Origin of the sequence: Streptomyces sp. NPDC048211 (genome assembly GCF_043202315.1) — a bacterium.
Taxonomy (GTDB): domain Bacteria; phylum Actinomycetota; class Actinomycetes; order Streptomycetales; family Streptomycetaceae; genus Streptomyces.
This window is the reverse complement of sequence record NZ_JBIDAD010000001.1, coordinates 264,297-281,434: the sequence shown is the minus strand read 5'-3', so window position 1 is coordinate 281,434 and position 17,138 is coordinate 264,297. Positions and strand designations below refer to the sequence as shown.

General features: G+C 68.6%; 20 protein-coding genes. 2 read left to right on the top strand and 18 right to left on the bottom strand.

What is annotated here, in order from left to right; all coding sequences use genetic code 11:
• Nucleotides 1-63: 63 nt before the first annotated feature.
• The 4 genes from glmM to ACGFZA_RS01340 all read right to left on the bottom strand — a co-directional run bounded on the left by glmM (nucleotide 64) and on the right by ACGFZA_RS01340 (nucleotide 5,012).
• Nucleotides 64-1,422, bottom strand: a complete 1,359-nt coding sequence (gene glmM, locus ACGFZA_RS01355) for a phosphoglucosamine mutase (RefSeq protein ID WP_385288844.1) — start codon at nucleotides 1,420-1,422, stop codon at nucleotides 64-66.
• Nucleotides 1,423-1,585: 163 nt separating this feature from the next.
• Nucleotides 1,586-2,113 carry a 30S ribosomal protein S9 gene (gene rpsI / locus ACGFZA_RS01350; RefSeq protein ID WP_385288847.1) on the bottom strand — a complete coding sequence of 176 codons (528 nt, stop codon included), beginning with the start codon at nucleotides 2,111-2,113 and terminating at the stop codon, nucleotides 1,586-1,588.
• Nucleotides 2,114-2,158: 45 nt separating this feature from the next.
• The gene (gene rplM, locus ACGFZA_RS01345; protein WP_266781688.1) at nucleotides 2,159-2,602 is read right to left on the bottom strand and encodes a 50S ribosomal protein L13; all 444 of its coding nucleotides are present in this window, start codon (nucleotides 2,600-2,602) and stop codon (nucleotides 2,159-2,161) included.
• Between the two features lie 790 nt (nucleotides 2,603-3,392).
• Nucleotides 3,393-5,012 (bottom strand): ATP-binding cassette domain-containing protein, encoded by a 1,620-nt coding sequence (locus ACGFZA_RS01340; RefSeq protein ID WP_326738115.1) that lies wholly within the window; start codon nucleotides 5,010-5,012, stop codon nucleotides 3,393-3,395.
• A gap of 67 nt (nucleotides 5,013-5,079) precedes the next feature.
• Between ACGFZA_RS01340 and ACGFZA_RS01335 the strand changes: the two genes are divergently transcribed.
• Together ACGFZA_RS01335 and ACGFZA_RS01330 are read left to right on the top strand one after the other, a co-directional pair.
• Nucleotides 5,080-5,934, top strand: coding sequence for a hypothetical protein (locus ACGFZA_RS01335; RefSeq protein ID WP_393676364.1), 855 nt, complete (start codon nucleotides 5,080-5,082; stop codon nucleotides 5,932-5,934).
• Between the two features lie 57 nt (nucleotides 5,935-5,991).
• Nucleotides 5,992-7,863: a hypothetical protein gene (locus tag ACGFZA_RS01330; RefSeq protein WP_393676362.1), complete on the top strand. Its 1,872-nt coding sequence runs from the start codon at nucleotides 5,992-5,994 to the stop codon at nucleotides 7,861-7,863.
• A 7-nt stretch (nucleotides 7,864-7,870) separates the two neighbouring features.
• Here the strand turns inward: ACGFZA_RS01330 and truA are convergent, their stop codons facing one another.
• The 14 genes from truA to rplR all read right to left on the bottom strand — a co-directional run bounded on the left by truA (nucleotide 7,871) and on the right by rplR (nucleotide 17,138).
• The gene (gene truA, locus ACGFZA_RS01325) at nucleotides 7,871-8,725 is read right to left on the bottom strand and encodes a tRNA pseudouridine(38-40) synthase TruA (RefSeq protein ID WP_385274707.1); all 855 of its coding nucleotides are present in this window, start codon (nucleotides 8,723-8,725) and stop codon (nucleotides 7,871-7,873) included.
• 89 nt (nucleotides 8,726-8,814) lie between these two features.
• The gene (gene rplQ / locus ACGFZA_RS01320; protein WP_136328425.1) at nucleotides 8,815-9,318 is read right to left on the bottom strand and encodes a 50S ribosomal protein L17; all 504 of its coding nucleotides are present in this window, start codon (nucleotides 9,316-9,318) and stop codon (nucleotides 8,815-8,817) included.
• Nucleotides 9,319-9,503: 185 nt separating this feature from the next.
• Complete coding sequence (locus ACGFZA_RS01315) at nucleotides 9,504-10,526, bottom strand: DNA-directed RNA polymerase subunit alpha (RefSeq protein WP_003966937.1); 1,023 nt, start codon at nucleotides 10,524-10,526, stop codon at nucleotides 9,504-9,506.
• 137 nt (nucleotides 10,527-10,663) lie between these two features.
• A complete protein-coding gene (rpsK, locus tag ACGFZA_RS01310; RefSeq protein ID WP_003956432.1) occupies nucleotides 10,664-11,068 on the bottom strand; it encodes a 30S ribosomal protein S11 in 405 nt (134 codons plus the stop codon).
• A gap of 105 nt (nucleotides 11,069-11,173) precedes the next feature.
• Nucleotides 11,174-11,554 (bottom strand): 30S ribosomal protein S13, encoded by a 381-nt coding sequence (rpsM, locus tag ACGFZA_RS01305; RefSeq protein ID WP_014047799.1) that lies wholly within the window; start codon nucleotides 11,552-11,554, stop codon nucleotides 11,174-11,176.
• 194 nt (nucleotides 11,555-11,748) lie between these two features.
• Nucleotides 11,749-11,862 carry a 50S ribosomal protein L36 gene (rpmJ, locus tag ACGFZA_RS01300; protein ID WP_003956441.1) on the bottom strand — a complete coding sequence of 38 codons (114 nt, stop codon included), beginning with the start codon at nucleotides 11,860-11,862 and terminating at the stop codon, nucleotides 11,749-11,751.
• Nucleotides 11,863-11,922: 60 nt separating this feature from the next.
• A complete protein-coding gene (gene infA, locus ACGFZA_RS01295; RefSeq protein WP_003956442.1) occupies nucleotides 11,923-12,144 on the bottom strand; it encodes a translation initiation factor IF-1 in 222 nt (73 codons plus the stop codon).
• Between the two features lie 164 nt (nucleotides 12,145-12,308).
• A complete protein-coding gene (map, locus tag ACGFZA_RS01290; protein ID WP_385274710.1) occupies nucleotides 12,309-13,145 on the bottom strand; it encodes a type I methionyl aminopeptidase in 837 nt (278 codons plus the stop codon).
• A 118-nt stretch (nucleotides 13,146-13,263) separates the two neighbouring features.
• Nucleotides 13,264-13,920, bottom strand: a complete 657-nt coding sequence (locus tag ACGFZA_RS01285) for an adenylate kinase (RefSeq protein ID WP_385274713.1) — start codon at nucleotides 13,918-13,920, stop codon at nucleotides 13,264-13,266.
• A complete protein-coding gene (secY, locus tag ACGFZA_RS01280; protein WP_351003254.1) occupies nucleotides 13,920-15,239 on the bottom strand; it encodes a preprotein translocase subunit SecY in 1,320 nt (439 codons plus the stop codon). Before secY ends, ACGFZA_RS01285 begins: the two co-directional genes overlap by 1 nt.
• Before the next feature lie 223 nt (nucleotides 15,240-15,462).
• Nucleotides 15,463-15,918 (bottom strand): 50S ribosomal protein L15, encoded by a 456-nt coding sequence (gene rplO, locus ACGFZA_RS01275; RefSeq protein ID WP_018550610.1) that lies wholly within the window; start codon nucleotides 15,916-15,918, stop codon nucleotides 15,463-15,465.
• Nucleotide 15,919: 1 nt separating this feature from the next.
• The gene (rpmD, locus tag ACGFZA_RS01270; RefSeq protein WP_003966943.1) at nucleotides 15,920-16,102 is read right to left on the bottom strand and encodes a 50S ribosomal protein L30; all 183 of its coding nucleotides are present in this window, start codon (nucleotides 16,100-16,102) and stop codon (nucleotides 15,920-15,922) included.
• A complete protein-coding gene (gene rpsE, locus ACGFZA_RS01265; protein ID WP_018101216.1) occupies nucleotides 16,102-16,707 on the bottom strand; it encodes a 30S ribosomal protein S5 in 606 nt (201 codons plus the stop codon). Before rpsE ends, rpmD begins: the two co-directional genes overlap by 1 nt.
• Nucleotides 16,708-16,754: 47 nt before the next feature.
• The gene (gene rplR, locus ACGFZA_RS01260; RefSeq protein WP_018550612.1) at nucleotides 16,755-17,138 is read right to left on the bottom strand and encodes a 50S ribosomal protein L18; all 384 of its coding nucleotides are present in this window, start codon (nucleotides 17,136-17,138) and stop codon (nucleotides 16,755-16,757) included.

Sequence of the window (17,138 nt, the reverse complement as noted above, 5' to 3'; positions counted from 1 at the left end):
CCTGCCGCGGAACGCGGAGAGGGCCGGCCGTGAAGCCGGGCCCTCCCCGGAGTCGGGGGCGGGTCAGCCGAGCGCGGACTTCACCACGTCGGCCAGGCGTCCGGCCACCGCGCGCGCCTGCTCGATGTCGGCCGCCTCGACCATGACCCGGACCAGCGGCTCCGTGCCCGACTGGCGCAGCAGCACCCGGCCGGTGGCACCCAGCTCGCGCTCGGCCTCGGCGACGGCCGCGGCCAGCTCCGGGGAGGTGGACACCCGGGACTTGTCGACGTCCGGCACGTTGACGAGAACCTGCGGCAGACGCTCCATCACACCGGCCAGCGCGGCGAGCGTACGGCCGGTGGCGGCGACCCGGGCCGCCAGCATCAGACCGGTCAGCGTGCCGTCCCCGGTGGTGGCGTGGTCCAGGACGATGACGTGTCCGGACTGCTCGCCGCCCAGGGCGTAGCCCTCGGCCTTCATCGACTCCAGGACGTAGCGGTCGCCGACGGCCGTCTGGACGAGGTGGATGCCCTCGCGCTCCATGGCGATCTTGAAGCCCAGGTTCGACATCACGGTGCCGACGACGGTGTCCTTGCGCAACTGCCCGGCCTCGCGCATGGCGAGGGCCAGCACCGCGAGGATCTGGTCGCCGTCGATCTCCTCGCCGGCCGCGTCCACGGCCAGGCAGCGGTCGGCGTCGCCGTCGTGCGCGATGCCGAGGTCGGCGCCGTGCTCGACGACGGCGGCCCGGAGCAGCGACAGGTGCGTGGAGCCGCAGCCGTCGTTGATGTTCAGGCCGTCCGGCTCGGCACCGATCGTGACGACCTCGGCCCCGGCCCGCGCGAAAGCCTCGGGCGAGACGTGGGCGGCGGCGCCGTGCGCCTCGTCCAGGACGACCTTCAGGCCGTCGAGCCGATTGGGGAGCACTCCGATGAGATGGGCGACGTAACGGTCGAAGCCCTCGGCGTAGTCGCTGATCCGGCCCACGCCGGCGCCGGTGGGACGGGCCCACGGCTCGCCGGTGCGGTGCTGCTCGTAGACCGTCTCGATGCGGTCCTCCAGCTCGTCGGCGAGCTTGTGGCCGCCGCGGGCGAAGAACTTGACACCGTTGTCCGGCATGGCGTTGTGGCTGGCGGAGAGCATGACTCCGATGTCGGCGCCCAGGGCGCCGGTGAGGTAGGCCACGGCCGGGGTCGGCAGCACGCCGACGCGCAGCACGTCGACGCCGGCGCTGGCGAGGCCGGCCACCACGGCGGCCTCCAGGAACTCTCCGGAGGCGCGGGGGTCGCGGCCCACCACGGCCGTCGGCCGATGGCCCTCGAAGGTGCCTGCCTCGGCCAGTACGTGCGCCGCCGCGACCGACAGACCGAGCGCGAGCTCGGCCGTCAGGTCCGCATTGGCGACACCGCGCACGCCGTCCGTGCCGAAGAGTCGTCCCACTGGTGTCCTCCGAAGGTGCTCCGAAACGCAAAAATCAGACTAAGCAAGCAACAAGCCTATGAATGCCTTATGCCGTTATATGCCCGTGACCGCTAATAAACGAACGCCCCGGCAGCACGAGTGTGCCGCCGGGGCGAACGTGTAACGCGGTTGAGCAGGCGGTTTAGCGCTTGCTGTACTGCGGGGCCTTACGGGCCTTCTTGAGACCGGCCTTCTTGCGCTCGACCGCACGGTCGTCGCGGGAGAGGAAGCCGGCCTTCTTCAGCGTGGCGCGGTTGTTGTCCACGTCCGCCTCGTTCAGCGAGCGGGCCACACCGAGGCGCAGGGCACCGGCCTGACCGGAGACACCGCCACCCGAGATGCGGGCCACGACGTCGTAGCGGCCGTCGAGCTCGAGAACCTTGAAGGGCTCGTTGACTTCCTGCTGGTGCACCTTGTTGGGGAAGTAGTCCTCAAGGGTGCGACCGTTGATCTTCCACTTGCCGGTGCCCGGGATGATCCGGACGCGGGCGATGGCGTTCTTGCGACGGCCCAGGCCGGCCGCCGGCTGCGGGTCGCCGAAGCGGCCCGCGAGCGACTCGGAGGTGTACTCACCCTCGACGGGGACCTCCGACTCGAAGGTGGTCACCTCGGCGAAGGTCTCTTCGCCCTCGGTGCCCTCGATGGGCGTCTCTGCAGTGGTCTCGGCCACGATTCTCCTCAGATCTTTCTTTACGTCTTTAGGGGGAGGCCGGAACTACTGCGCGACCTGGGTGATCTCGTACGGAACCGGCTGCTGCGCAGCGTGCGGGTGCTGGTCACCCGCGTAGACCTTCAGCTTCGAGATCATCTGGCGGCCCAGGGTGTTCTTGGGGATCATGCCCTTGATGGCCTTCTCGACGGCCTTCTCGGGGTTCTTCGCGAGCAGCTCGTCGTAACGCACGGAGCGGAGACCACCCGGGAACCCGGAGTGGCGGTACGCCATCTTCTGGGTCTTCTTGTTGCCGGACAGGTGAACCTTGTCGGCGTTGATGATGATGACGAAGTCGCCCATGTCCATGTGGGGGGCGTAGATCGCCTTGTGCTTGCCTCGGAGGAGGTTCGCGGCCGTGGTGGCCAGACGGCCGAGGACGATGTCCTCAGCGTCAATGATGTGCCACTGGCGAGTGACATCGCCGGGCTTGGGGCTGTACGTACGCACTTCGTAGCCTTCGCTTCTTCAGTGGATGGGGTCCAGACACACGGCACCTCTGAAGCGATCATGCAGCTGGGGCTCACAATGCCGGGGACGCTGCCCGTATGCGAACCACTGGTAACTGCTCCAGGGAACCTACGTAAGGGCCCTTCGCGTGAGAACGACGAAGCCAATACGTATAACAATCCCCGACAGTACCCGGCTCGCCCCGGACGGGTCAAAACGGGTCCCTCGGCCGGGCGGGCACGCGGGTGCGGGGTTCCCTTGGCGCGGGGTTCCCTGGGCGCGGGGTTCCCTGGGCGCGGGGTTCCGTCCTCAATCGCCGGACGGGCTTGTTTGTGCGGGTGCTCCGCGGTGCGGGGTGCGCCTCTGCCCTGTGGGTGGGGGGCCGGGGCCCCTCCGGGGCGTCTCCTCAAACGACGAACGTTCCGCCGGTACGTGATGGACCCGGGTCGGTGTTCGTCGTCCTGCGGGGACTCCCCTGCACGGCCCCGGCCCCGGCCGCCTTGCGTCTGCGGCAGTCGCCGGGCCGGTGTGCAGACGCGGGCGATGCCGGGTGGGGGCGTGCAGGGGAGTCCCCGCAGGAAATGGCGTACGACCCGGGTCCCTCACGGTCCTGGGTGAACACGCCATTTCTGAGGAGACGCCCCGGAGGGACCCCACCCCCACCCACCGGACGGTGGCAGCCCCCACCCCGCGGAGCGACCCGCACCTCTCAAGCCCGTCCGGCGATTGAGGACGGAACCCCGCGCCCGGAGAGGGGCAACCAACACGCTGCCGCCCGCCCAAGGGCCAGTCACCGGGCCCGTTCCACCCGGCGCTCGTCCCACACCGGCTCCGCCGTCTCGCGTACGACCCCGTCCGAGCCGAAGACCAGGTACCGGTCGAAGGACTTCGCGAACCACCGGTCGTGCGTGACGGCCATCACCGTGCCGTCGTACATCTCCAGCCCGTCCTGAAGGGCCTCCGCCGACTCCAGGTCCAGGTTGTCCGTCGGCTCGTCCAGCAGCAGCGCGGTGGTGCCGGCCAGCTCCAGGAGCAGGATCTGGAAGCGGGCCTGCTGTCCGCCGGACAGCCTCTCGAAGGCCTGGTCCCCCTGCCGCTCCATCTCGTACCGGCGGAGTACGGACATCGCCCCGCCCCGGTCCTTGGCATGCTCCGTCCACAGGATCTCGACGAGCGTCTTGCCCAGCAGCTCCGGATGGGCGTGGGTCTGCGCGAAGTGCCCCGCCACGACGCGCGCGCCGAGCTTCCACTCGCCGGTGTGCGCCACGTCGCCGCCCGCCAGCAGCCGCAGGAAGTGCGACTTGCCGGACCCGTTCGACCCGAGGACCGCGACGCGCTCCCCGTAGAAGATCTCCAGGTCGAACGGCTTCATCAGGCCGGTCAGCTCCAGGTTCTTGCAGGTCACCGCCCGCACTCCGGTCCGGCCGCCGCGCAGCCGCATCTTGATGTCCTGCTCGCGCGGCGGCTCCGGGGGCGGTCCGGCGTCCTCGAACTTCTTGAAGCGGGTCTGCATCGCGTGGTAGCGGTTGGCCATGTCCGGGCTGTTCGCCGCCTGCTGCCGCATCCGCAGGACGAGGGCCTTCAGCCGGGCGTGCTCCTCCTCCCAGCGGCGCAGCAGTTCCTCGAAGCGCGCGAACCGTTCCTTGCGGGCCTCGTGGTACGTACCGAAGCCACCGCCGTGCACCCATACGTCGCTGCCCGCCGGTCCCGGCTCCACGCTGACGATCTTCTCGGCGGCCCGGGAGAGCAGCTCCCGGTCGTGGGAGACGAAGAGGACCGTCTTACGGGTCTCCTTCAGCTTCTCCTCCAGCCAGCGCTTGCCGGGGACGTCGAGGTAGTTGTCCGGCTCGTCGAGCAGCAGCACCTCGTCGGGCCCGCGCAGCAGCGCCTCCAGGACCAGCCGCTTCTGCTCACCGCCGGACAGCGTGCGCACCTCGCGCCACTGCGCCTTCTCGTACGGGACGCCGAGGGCCTGCATCGTGCACATGTCCCAGACCGTCTCGGCCTCGTACCCGCGCACCTCCGCCCAGTCGCTCAGTGCCTGCGCGTACGTCATCTGCGCGGCCTCGTCGTCGGTGGTGAGGATCAGCTCCTCGGCCCGGTCGACGGCGTGGGCGGCCTCCCGGATCCGGGGCTGGGCGACGGACACCAGGAGGTCCCGCACCGTGCGCTCGTCGCGCACCGAGCCGACGAACTGCTGCATCACGCCGAGTCCGCCGCTCACCGAGACCGAGCCGCCGTGCGGCTGGAGGTCCCCGGCGATCAGCCGCAGCAGCGTGGTCTTCCCGGCGCCGTTCGCCCCCACGAGGGCGACCACGGCACCGTCCGCGACGCGGAACGAAGCATCGCCGAGCAGCACCCGCCCGTCCGGTAGGTAGTACTCGAGATGGCCTGCTTCAAGATGTCCCATACAGAGCATTGTCACGGGCCGCGAAGCTGAGGCCCAACCGGTTTGCGTTCCGTCTAGGATTCGGCGCATGAGCTTTGGGCAAGGGGGGCCCTCCTGGGGGCCCGGGGGCACTGGGACTCCGGACTGGGCGGCGCTGGCCGAGGCATCCGCCGCACGCGCCAGGCGCAAGAAGTGGCTGATGATCGGCGGGGGCGCGCTGGCCACCGCCGCGGTTGCCGCGATCGTGGCGACCGCCGTCATCTCGACCAGCAAGAACGGCTCCGGCGGCACGTCCGGGAAGAACGCGAGCGAGCTGCCGTCGGCGACCGCTCTGCCGAGCGAGACGGCGGAGCCCGAGCCGTCGTTCTCCTCGGTCGCCCCGCTGCCCCCACCGGACCCGAAGGACTACATATCCGACGTGAAGAAGGACCGGGCGCCGGTCACCGTCGACGCCTTCTTCCCCGGCAAGAAGCTGACGATGGGCACCCGCGTCTACGCCAAGGGCGCGACGCACAGCACCACGAAGTGCGCCACGACCACCAAGGACGCACTGGGCTCGATCCTCACGAACAACGGCTGTGACCAGGTCATCCGTGCCACGTACAGCCGCAGCGGCGTGGCGGTGACCATCGGACTCGCGGTCTTCGAGACGGAGGCCCGGGCGAAGAAGGCCGCCCAGCAGGCCAGCGGCAGCATCGCCGCGCTCAGCGGCTCCGGTGTGCCGGCGTTCTGCCGCCCCGGTTCCGTCTGCCGCCGCACGTCCAACTCCTACGGCCGGTACGCCTACTTCGCGATCAGCGGCTTCACCAGCGGCAAGAGCGTCACCAAGGCCGACAAGAACGTGTTCGCCGTCGGCGACGACCTGACGAACTTCACGTTCCGCCAGATCCGCCACCGCGGCGAGGTCCAGGCCTCGGCCGCGGCCACCGCACCCACCACCTGACCTGACCCGCACGCCGTTCCGTCCCGTCACTTCTCCCGGATGAGGAGGACCGCTGCTGTGCGTCTCGTCTTCCTGGTCTCCTTCCTGCGCATCCTGCGCCACCGCGACGCGATCGGCGTCGACCTGGCGCCCGACGAGGCCGTGGTCCTGGACCCGCCGGACGCCCAGCTGCGCGCCGCCCTCACCGCGGCGACGGCGGGCGATCACACCCCGGCGCGGGAGCTCCTCGCCTCGACGCGGCTGCATGCCCAGTGGGAGCGCAGGGACGCGTACGTGAGCCGGCTGGCCCGGACCGCGCTGCACCACGACGGCTGGCTGGACACCTGGCTGGCGGAGTCCCCCGACGACCCCGACGCGCTCCTCGTCGTCGCCGATCTCCACCTCCACCAGGCGTGGAAGGTACGGACGGACGCCCGCGCGAAGGATGTCGAGCGGGACCAGTTCCAGGCGTTCTTCGCGCTGCTGGAGGACGCCGTACCGGTGATCGGCGCAGCGGCCGAGCTCAATCCCGCCGATCCGGTCCCCTGGCGCATCGCGCTCACCCACGCCCGCGGCACGCAGGCCCCGCGCGAGGTCTTCGACGCGTATCTCGCCGAGGCCGAGGCCCGCGACCCGCACCACTTCGGCTGCCATGCGCAGGCGCTGCAGTACCTGTGCGCCAAGTGGTACGGCTCGCACGAGGAGATGTTCCGGTACGCGGAGCGGGTGGCCGAGTCGGCCCCGCCCGGGTCCAGGCTGCACGCGCTGCCGCTCCAGGCGGCGCTGGAGTACCGGCTGTCCGAGGCGGACGGGCCCGAGGGCCCCGACCCGTACGGCCCCGAGGCCGACGCCGCCATCACCCGCGCCCTGGCCCTCTCCGACACCTACGACGGGGCGGGCGACCGCGAGGCGGCCGGCTTCCGCAACGACCTGGCCCTGCTGCTGCTCATGTCGGACCGGCCGGCCGAGGCCCTCGACGTGTTCCGGGCCATCGGCGTCCACGCGACCGAGCACCCGTGGAACCGGCTCGGCGACCCCCGTACCGAGTTCCTCGAAGCCCGGTCCGACGTCCGGCTCGACCTCGCCTCACGGATCCCGCTCTTCGGCCGCCCGCCCGAGCCGCCCGCCACCGCCCCGGACTGGGCGGCCCTGACCCCGCGCGCGGTCGCGATCGTCCCCGCACCCCCGGCCGCCGTGGCCCAGGCGGCCCTGATCTGCGGCTTCTCCTTGCGTACGGCCCCGGCGGGCGAGGGCTGCAGCTATGTCGAGGTGGTCCCCGAGGCCACCCGCGGCCGACGTGCGGCGCTGCTCCCGGAGGAGCCGCTGACGGCGGCGGCGGAGACCTTCACGACCGGGGAGAGCTGGCCCGCGCTGATCCTGCACCGCACCCCCGAGCGCTGCACCGTCACCGCCCTCCACCAGGGCCGGCAGGTCGCCACGCACACCTGGGACGCCGAGTCCCCCGCCCCCGACCACGCCGACGTGACCGCCGTCGCCGGCGAGCTCGCGCATCTGTACCGGGTGGCGGACCCGCGCCCCCTGGCCCACATCCTGCGCGCCACCGGCGACCCGGTCCGCCACCAGGCCGATCTGGTGACCGCCCTCGGTCTGCCGCCCGTACCGCCGGGGTTCGGCGGGGATACCGAGGTCCTCGGCGAGATCCCCGGCGCCCGGGTCCAGGCCCGCCGCTCCATCCTGGCGGGCATGCGCGACACGATGACGACGAGCACCGGCAGCCATCCGCGCGCGCCCCGCCCCGACACCCCGAGGACGGGCCGCTGGTGGCTGACCCGCTGCGCCGCACTCGTGGCCGTCGGCGCCGCCGCGGTCCTCGCCTGGTGGAGTCCGCGGATCGGCTGGTTCCGCTCCTCGCTGCTGAGCGGCGCGGCCCTGTACCTGGCGGGCACCCTCACGGCCGCCCTGCTCCGGCGCGGACGCACCGCCCCGTGACCGGCCGTCAGCAGCAACCGGCCCCCGGAAGCGTCCGCACATTGCGCGCCTCCACCGCCCTGGCCGCGAGCAACTCGTCGGCGGGGTAGGCGACTTCCTCCAGCGTCAGTCCGTGCGGCCGCACCACGTGCACCCCGGGATCGCGCACCCTGGCCGCCAGCACCTCGGCCGGCCAGGGAGAGGGCCGACGCCCGTCGCCCACGAACAGCATCGCCCCGACCAGCGCACGCACCATGTTGTGGCAGAAGGCGTCGGCCTGCACGGTCCCGGTGATGATCCCGGACGCCTCGTCACGTACCCAACTCAGCTTCTGCAGGGTCCGGATGGTCGTCGCACCCTCGCGCTTCTTGCAGTACGCCGCGAAGTCGTGCTCGCCCGTCATGTGCGCCGCCGCCGCGTTCATCGCGTCGAGGTCCAACTCCCGGTCGTGCCAGAGCACATGACCGCGCACCAGCGGATCCACCCCGCCGGGACCGTCCGAGATCCGGTACGCGTACCGGCGCCACAGGGCCGAGAACCGGGCGTTGAACCCGGCCGGTGCCTCCTCGATACGCCGGATCCGCACATCGGGCGCCATCCGCCCGGCCATCCGCCGCAGCAGCTTGTCCGCGTGCTCGGCCCACACCCCGGCCGGCAGGTCCACGTGCGCGACCTGGCCCCGGGCGTGCACGCCCGCATCGGTGCGCCCGGCGACGGTCAGGTCGTAGGTGTGCGCCGAGCGGGTCACGGTCCGCAGCGCATCCTCGATCTCGCCCTGGACGGTCCGCCGGCCGGTCTGCTTCGCCCAGCCCGAGAAGTCCTTGCCGTCGTACGCCAGGTCCAGCCGCACCCGGACGAAGCCGGGCTCCACCACGTCACTCACACCGCGATCCTCTCAAGATCCGTACACAGCGAAACGGGCCCGCACCGCCCCGAAGGGTGATGCGGGCCCGTCCAGAGGTCTCAGAACGCTCAGGCGTCCTTGGACTCCTCGTCGGCCTCGGCCGGCTTGGCGTCCTCGACGGACTCGACCGGGGTCTCGTCCTTCTTGAGGGCGTCTTCCTTGACCGCACGCTTCGTGGCAGCCTCGGCCTCACCGGTGGCGGCCTGCGCCACGGTCAGGGCCTCGACCAGCTCGATGACGGCCATCGGGGCGTTGTCGCCGCGACGGTTGCCGATCTTGGTGATACGGGTGTAACCACCGGGGCGGTTCTCGTACCGCGGGGCGATCTCGGTGAAGAGCGTGTGCACGATGCCCTTGTCCGTGATCGACTGCAGCACCAGGCGACGGTTGTGGATGTCGCCCTTCTTCGCCTTGGTAATGAAACGCTCGGCGACCGGACGCAGGCGGCGGGCCTTGGCCTCGGTCGTGGTGATGCGGCCGTGCTCGAACAGCGACTTCGCGAGGTTGTTGAGAAGAAGCTTCTCGTGCGCAGCGCTGCCGCCCAGACGGGCACCCTTGGCGGGCTGAGGCATGGTTTTCTCCTTGTGTGCTGCACCGGCCGTATCAGGTACCGGTGTCAGTTCCCGTGAGGCGGTCGCCACACGGAAGTGTGTGTCTGCCGGTCCGGCCCGAAATCAAGCCCGTCCGGCGATCGAGGGCAGAGCCCTCGTCCGGTCCGGGGCACCCGGAGAACCCGGGCACCCCAGCCGGAGGCGTACTAGTACTGCTCGGTCTCCACGAAACCGGCGTCCGCGTCGTCGTCCGCGCCGAACGCGTCGGCGGCGGCGGTCGGGTCGAAGCCGGGAGGCGAGTCCTTCAGCGCCAGGCCCATACCGGCCAGCTTCGCCTTGACCTCGTCGATCGACTTCGCGCCGAAGTTGCGGATGTCGAGCAGGTCCGCCTCGGAACGGGCCACGAGCTCGCCCACCGAGTGGATGCCCTCGCGCTTGAGGCAGTTGTACGAGCGGACCGTGAGCTCCAGCTCCTCGATCGGCAGCGCCAGATCGGCGGCGAGAGCGGCGTCCGTGGGCGAGGGGCCCATGTCGATGCCCTCGGCGTCGATGTTGAGCTCGCGCGCCAGACCGAACAGCTCGACCAGGGTCTTACCGGCCGACGCCATGGCGTCACGGGGACGCATGGCCTGCTTGGTCTCGACGTCGACGATCAGCTTGTCGAAGTCGGTGCGCTGCTCGACACGGGTCGCCTCGACCTTGTACGTGACCTTGAGCACCGGCGAGTAGATGGAGTCGACCGGAATCCGGCCGATCTCCTGGCCCACCTGCTTGTTCTGGACGGCGGAGACGTAGCCGCGACCGCGCTCGACGGTCAGCTCCATCTCCAGCTTGCCCTTGCCGTTCAGCGTGGCCAGGACGAGGTCCGGGTTGTGGACCTCGACACCGGCCGGCGGGGCGATGTCGGCAGCGGTGACCAGGCCGGGACCCTGCTTGCGCAGGTACATCACGACCGGCTCGTCGTGCTCCGAGGAGACGACCAGCTGCTTGATGTTGAGGATGAGGTCGGTCACGTCCTCCTTGACGCCCGGCACGGTGGTGAACTCGTGCAGGACACCGTCGATGCGGATGCTGGTGACAGCGGCACCCGGGATCGAGGAGAGGAGCGTGCGGCGCAGGGAGTTGCCGAGCGTGTAGCCGAAGCCCGGCTCCAGCGGCTCGATGACGAACCGCGAGCGGAACTCGTCAACGACCTCTTCGGTCAGCGACGGACGCTGAGCGATAAGCATGTGTGAATCCTTCAGTCGTGGGCGCCCACTATTTGACACCCGACAGATGAAACAAGGATACGGGCGGCACACCCCCGTAGGGGGCATACCGCCCGTACCCACGCTACTGACGCACGGCCGTCACCGGCCGTGGCGGATCAGACGCGGCGACGCTTCGGCGGACGGCAGCCGTTGTGCGGCGTCGGGGTGACGTCCTGGATCGAACCGACCTCCAGGCCCGTGGCCTGCAGGGAGCGGATCGCGGTCTCGCGGCCGGAGCCCGGACCCTTCACGAAGACGTCAACCTTGCGCATGCCGTGCTCCTGCGCGCGGCGGGCGGCCGACTCGGCGGCCATCTGCGCGGCGAAGGGGGTGGACTTGCGCGAGCCCTTGAAGCCGACGTGGCCGGCGGAGGCCCAGGAGATCACGTTGCCCGAGGGGTCCGTGATCGAGACGATGGTGTTGTTGAACGTGCTCTTGATGTGCGCGTGGCCGTGAGCGACGTTCTTCTTTTCCTTGCGACGCACCTTCTTGGCTGCGCCCTGACGACCCTTGGGGGGCATGTCTTGACTCCAGATGGAGAGGGGAGGTGATCGGTCCTACAGCGAAGACCGCTGGATGCTGCGGATGTCCGGCGAACCGGACGCTCGCAGTGCGTCCGCTGAGGACTACTTCTTGCCCGGCTTCTTCTTACCGGCGATCGCGCGACGCGGACCCTTGCGGGTACGTGCGTTGGTGCTGGTGCGCTGACCGTGGACCGGCAGACCGCGACGGTGGCGGATGCCCTGGTAGCAGCCGATCTCGATCTTGCGGCGGATGTCGCCCTGGATCTCGCGGCGAAGGTCACCCTCGGTGCGGAGGTTGGCGTCCACGTACTCGCGGATCTTGACCAGGTCCTCTTCGGCCAGGTCACGAACGCGGGTGTTGGGGTTCACGCCGGTGGTGGCGAGGATCTCCTTGGACCGGGTGCGCCCGATACCGAAGACGTAGGTGAGGGCAACCTCCACGCGCTTTTCGCGCGGGATGTCAACACCTGAAACGCGTGCCATTCAATGGCTCCAGTTGTTATGTCGGGGGTCTTCCGCAGCGCCACTCCCGACCGCCGACCTCTCGCGTGGAGAGGTGGTACGCCCGGGTCTCCGGCCCCCGCCGGAGGTGTCGTCAGCCGTGGCTTGGACGGGCACTGCGTATGTACGTTTACGTGCGTCGCGCGAAGTACTGCGAGATGCGAGGGGGTCGTGCGTCAGCCCTGGCGCTGCTTGTGGCGCAGGTTGTCGCAGATGACCATGACCCGACCGTGACGGCGGATCACCTTGCACTTGTCGCAGATCTTCTTGACGCTCGGCTTGACCTTCATGGGATGTCAGGTTCTCCGGGTCAGTGCCAGCACCCCGCCGAAGCGAGATGTGGGCAAGATCTACTTGTAGCGGTAGACGATCCGGCCACGCGTCAGGTCGTACGGGGAGAGCTCCACCACGACCCGGTCGTCCGGGAGGATACGGATGTAGTGCATCCGCATCTTGCCGGAGATGTGCGCGAGGACCTTGTGACCGTTCTGGAGTTCCACCTTGAACATGGCGTTCGGGAGGGACTCGATCACGGTGCCCTCAATTTCGATGGCACCTTGCTTCTTGGCCACGCTTCGCCTTTCGAATCGGCTACCTTGATCGACTTCCGTCACTCGTATGCGGACACACGGATGCACGAGAGCCGACGAGTCAGTCTACGTCAGCGGACTCCAAAAGACGAATCCGTCAAGTTTGCCCACCGCGGGAGATCCTTAGACCTCGCGGTGGCCGGCAATCACCCCAGGGGGTCGGGCGCCGCCTCCACTCCGTACTGCGCCAGCTTCTCGCGGCCGCAGTCCGGAGCGGTCAGGACCAGCGGGCCCTGCTCCGTGAGGGCGATGCTGTGCTCCCAGTGGGAGGACCAGGTGCCATCGGTGGTGATGACGGTCCACTCGTCCTCCAGCACCTCGGTGCGGGCCGTGCCGAGGGACACCATCGGCTCGATGGCCAGGCAGAGGCCCGGGACCAGCTTGATGCCCTTGCCGCGCTTGCGGGAGACGTAGTTCAGCACGTGCGGGTCCATGTGCATCTCGGTGCCGATGCCGTGCCCGCCGTAGTCCTCGATGATTCCGTACTTGCCCGTCGCCGGACGGGGCTGGCGGCGGATGTAGGACTCGATCGCCTTCGAGATGTCGACGAGGCGGTTGTTCACCTTCATCGCCGCGATGCCGGCCCACATCGACTCCTCGGTCACCCGGGAGAGCTCGATGAGCTCCGGAGCGTGACCGGTGCCGACGAAGGCCGTGTACGCGGCGTCGCCGTGCCAGCCGTCGATGATCGCGCCGCAGTCGATGGAGATGATGTCGCCGTCCTTGAGGACGGTCTTCTCGTCGGGGATGCCGTGGACGACGACCTGGTTCACCGAGGTGCAGATCGTCGCCGGGAATCCGCCGTACCCGAGGAAGTTCGACTTCGCACCGTGGTCGGCGATCACCTTGCGGGCGACCTGGTCCAGGTCCAGCGTGGTGGCGCCGGGGACCGCCGCCTCGCGGGTGGCCGCGTGAATGGCAGCGACCACCAGCCCCGCCTCACGCATCTTCGCGATCTGCTCGGGGGTCTTGATCTGCACCATTGCGCGGCGCCTTTCTGCATGAGCGGGGACGGGTATTCAACGATACGGCGGCAAACAGTCGGCCGCGGCGCCCAAGGACGCCGCGGCCGAATGCACTGCAAGTACTACGGGTGTGCTCTCAGCCCTCGTCGGACTTCAGAGCCTCCATGGCCCGCTCGGTCACATCGGTGACCTTGCCGAGCGCGGAGATGGTGACCACCAGGTCCTGCGCCCTGTAGTAGTCGATGATCGGCTCGGTCTGCGTGTGGTAGACCTCCAGCCGGGTGCGGACCGTCTCTTCGCTGTCGTCGTCGCGCTGGTACAGCTCGCCGCCGCAGGTGTCGCAGACACCCTCGGTCTGCGGCGGGTTGTACGTCACGTGGAACACGTGCGCGCTCTCGTTACGGCAGACCCGGCGGCCCGCGATCCGCTTCACGACCTCGTCCTCGGGTACTTCGAGGTCGAGCACCGCGTCCAGCTTTACACCCTCGTCCTTGAGCATCACATCAAGGGCCTCGGCCTGACCCACGTTGCGCGGGAAGCCGTCGAGCAGGAAGCCGTTGACCGCGTCCGGCTGGGACATGCGGTCCTTGGCCATCCCGATCGTGACCTCGTCCGGCACCAGCTGCCCCGCGTCCATGAAGGCGCGGGCCTGCTTGCCAAGGTCGGTGCCCTGGCTGATGTTGGCGCGGAAGAGGTCGCCCGTGGAGATGTGCGGAATCGACAGGTTCTTGGCAAGGTACGCAGCCTGCGTTCCCTTGCCGGCACCCGGCGGGCCGACGAGGACGATTCGCATCAGCGGAGGAACCCTTCGTAATTGCGCTGCTGGAGCTGACTCTCAATCTGCTTCACGGTCTCCAGACCCACACCCACGATGATCAGGATGCTCGTCCCGCCGAACGGGAAGTTCTGGTTCGCGCCACCGAAGCCTGCCAACGCCATCGTCGGCACAAGAGCGATCAGACCCAGGTACAGCGAGCCCGGCCAAGTGATCCTGTTGAGCACGTAGCTCAGGTACTCGGCAGTAGGTCGACCTGCCCGGATACCCGGGACGAAGCCACCATACTTCTTCATGTTGTCGGCGACTTCCTCGGGGTTGAACGAAATCGCCACATAGAAGAAGGCGAAGAAGACGATCAACAGGAAGTACGTCGTCAGGTAGTACGGGTGGGTGCCCTTGACGAAGTGGTCCTGGATCCAGGTCGCCCAGCCCGCAGTGGAGTTGGAGAACTGGACGATCAGGGCCGGGATGTAGAGCAGCGAAGAAGCGAAGATGACGGGAATCACACCCGCCTGGTTCACCTTCAGCGGGATGTAGGTGGATGTACCACCGTACGAGCGACGTCCGATCATGCGCTTCGCGTACTGCACCGGGATGCGGCGCTGGGCCTGCTCGACGAAGACGACGAGGGCCACCATCACGAAGCCGATCAGGATGACGGTGCCGAACTCGATCCAGCCGTCCGCGAGCTTGCCGCTCGTCTTGATGGCCCACAGGGCGCCGGGGAAGCTGGCGGCGATCGAGATGAACATCAGGATCGACATGCCGTTGCCGATGCCGCGGTCGGTGATGAGCTCACCGAGCCACATGACGGCGGCCGTACCGGCGGTCATGGTGATGACCATGACGACCGTGGTGAACATCGACTGGTTGGGGACGATCTGGTCGGCGACCGGGCAACCGCTGAAGAGCGCACCGCTGCGTGCGGTGGCCACCAGGCCGGTGCCCTGGAGGATGGCGAGTGCGACCGTCAGATAACGCGTGTACTGCGTGATCTTTGCCTGGCCGGACTGCCCCTCCTTCTTGAGCGCCTCGAGTCGGGGAATCACCACGGTCAGCAGCTGAAGAATGATACTGGCCGTGATGTACGGCATGATGCCGAGCGCGAAGATCGTGATCTGCAGCAGTGCACCACCGCTGAACATGTTCACCAGGCCGAAGAGGCTGTTGTTGCCCTTACTTGCCTGATCAACACAGGTCTGGACGTTCTCGTAGCTCACTCCCGGTACCGGGATGTGCGCCCCGAGCCGGTAGAGCACGATGATGCCGAGCGTGAAGAACAGCTTCTTGCGCAGGTCGGGCGTCTTGAACGCCCGGGCGAACGCGGTGAGCACGGTGCCTCCTGCGACCCCCGCGCAATGCGTAGAGGTGACGGTCTTGAGGATCGATGAATAAGTGATAGCCAAAGGGCCCAAGGCGCTTGCGCCCAGGGCTTACCACAGCAACGGAGGCCACCTTACCGGCGTACATGCCCCCCTAGGAACGACCAACCGGGGATGCCCCATATGAGAGGCATCCCCGGTCGGATGTTCAGGCCACCGAATGGTCCGAGTTGTCTCAGACGAGCTCGGTGACGGTGCCGCCGGCAGCGGCAATCTTCTCCTTGGCGGAGCCGGAGACGGCGTCAACCGAAACCTGCAGCGCTACGGAGATCTCGCCCTGTCCGAGGACCTTGACGAGGTGGTTGTTGCGCACAGCGCCCTTGGCGACCAGGTCGGCCACCGTGACCTCTCCACCCTCGGGGTAGAGCGTCGCGAGCTTGTCCAGGTTCACGACCTGGTACTCGGTGCGGAACGGGTTCTTGAAGCCCTTGAGCTTCGGGAGACGCATGTGGAGGGGCATCTGGCCACCCTCGAAGCGCTCCGGAACCTGGTAACGGGCCTTGGTGCCCTTGGTACCACGACCAGCGGTCTTACCCTTGGATGCCTCACCACGACCCACACGGGTCTTGGCGGTCTTGGCACCCGGGGCAGGCCGGAGGTCATGCGCCTTCAGCGGCTTGTTCTCCGCCATGTCAGTCGACCTCCTCAACCGTCACGAGGTGGCGGACGGTGTGAACCATTCCGCGGAACTCGGGGCGGTCCTCCTTGACAACCGAGTCGTTCAGGCGCTTGAGCCCGAGCGAACGCAGGGTGTCGCGGTGGTTCTGCTTGCTGCCGATGTACGACTTCGTCTGCGTGATCTTGAGACGGGCCATTACGCACCCGCTCCCGCACGAGCACGAAGCAGAGCCGCGGGGGCGACGTCCTCGAGGGGCAGACCGCGGCGGGCCGCGATCTCCTCGGGACGCTGCAGGCCCTGGAGGGCCGCCACGGTCGCGTGCACGATGTTGATCGGGTTCGAAGAACCGAGCGACTTCGACAGGATGTCGTGAACGCCGGCGCACTCCAGAACGGCGCGCACCGGGCCACCGGCGATAACACCGGTACCGGGGGAAGCAGGCTTGAGCAGAACGACGCCCGCAGCCTTCTCGCCCTGGATCGGGTGAGGGATGGTGCCCTGGATACGCGGAACCTTGAAGAAGTTCTTCTTGGCTTCTTCCACGCCCTTGGCAATGGCCGCGGGAACTTCCTTGGCCTTGCCGTAACCGACACCGACGGTGCCGTCACCATCGCCCACCACGACCAGCGCGGTGAAGCTGAAGCGACGACCACCCTTCACAACCTTGGCGACACGGTTGATCGCGACGACGCGCTCGACGTACGCGGTCTTCTCGGCGGCAGCAGCGCCGCCGTCACGGCCCTTCCGGTCCCGCCGCTCGCCGCCACCGGCACCGCTTCCGCGGCGCTGGGGTCCAGCCATTGGATTTACCTCTCTCTGTTACGTCCGCTGTGCGTAGGAACCGGGGCTTAGAACTTCAGCCCGGCTTCACGGGCGGCGTCAGCCAGAGCGGCAATCCGCCCGGCGTACTGGTTACCACCGCGGTCAAACACGACGGCCTCGACGCCTGCGGCCTTGGCACGCTCGGCGACCAGGGCGCCGACCTGCTTGGCCTGGCTGCTCTTGTCGCCCTCGCCACCACGGATGGAGACGTCCAGGGTCGACGCCGACGCGAGCGTGTGGCCCGCGATGTCGTCGATGACCTGAGCCACCATGTGGCGGTTCGAACGCGTCACAACCAAGCGCGGACGCTCCGGCGAACCGGAGATGTGCTTGCGGACGCGGATGTGGCGACGCTTGAGGGCTGCACGCTTGTACGCGTCGCCCTTGGCGATCTTTACGCCGTATGCCAT

Excerpts from the sequence above, each read along its gene's own strand:
- map (WP_385274710.1), bottom strand. The coding sequence starts at position 13,145 with ATGGTGCAGATCAAGACCCCCGAGCAGATCGCGAAGATGCGTGAGGCG.
- ACGFZA_RS01340 (WP_326738115.1), bottom strand. The coding sequence starts at position 5,012 with ATGGGACATCTTGAAGCAGGCCATCTCGAGTACTACCTACCGGACGGG.
- rplO (WP_018550610.1), bottom strand. The coding sequence starts at position 15,918 with ATGGCGGAGAACAAGCCGCTGAAGGCGCATGACCTCCGGCCTGCCCCG.
- rpsM (WP_014047799.1), bottom strand. The coding sequence starts at position 11,554 with ATGGCACGCGTTTCAGGTGTTGACATCCCGCGCGAAAAGCGCGTGGAG.
- rpsK (WP_003956432.1), bottom strand. The coding sequence starts at position 11,068 with ATGCCCCCCAAGGGTCGTCAGGGCGCAGCCAAGAAGGTGCGTCGCAAG.
- rplQ (WP_136328425.1), bottom strand. The coding sequence starts at position 9,318 with ATGCCTCAGCCCGCCAAGGGTGCCCGTCTGGGCGGCAGCGCTGCGCAC.
- ACGFZA_RS01335 (WP_393676364.1), top strand. The coding sequence starts at position 5,080 with ATGAGCTTTGGGCAAGGGGGGCCCTCCTGGGGGCCCGGGGGCACTGGG.
- rpsE (WP_018101216.1), bottom strand. The coding sequence starts at position 16,707 with ATGGCTGGACCCCAGCGCCGCGGAAGCGGTGCCGGTGGCGGCGAGCGG.
- rpmJ (WP_003956441.1), bottom strand. The coding sequence starts at position 11,862 with ATGAAGGTCAAGCCGAGCGTCAAGAAGATCTGCGACAAGTGCAAGGTG.
- rplR (WP_018550612.1), bottom strand. The coding sequence starts at position 17,138 with ATGGCATACGGCGTAAAGATCGCCAAGGGCGACGCGTACAAGCGTGCA.
- rpmD (WP_003966943.1), bottom strand. The coding sequence starts at position 16,102 with ATGGCCCGTCTCAAGATCACGCAGACGAAGTCGTACATCGGCAGCAAG.
- ACGFZA_RS01285 (WP_385274713.1), bottom strand. The coding sequence starts at position 13,920 with ATGCGAATCGTCCTCGTCGGCCCGCCGGGTGCCGGCAAGGGAACGCAG.
- ACGFZA_RS01315 (WP_003966937.1), bottom strand. The coding sequence starts at position 10,526 with ATGCTTATCGCTCAGCGTCCGTCGCTGACCGAAGAGGTCGTTGACGAG.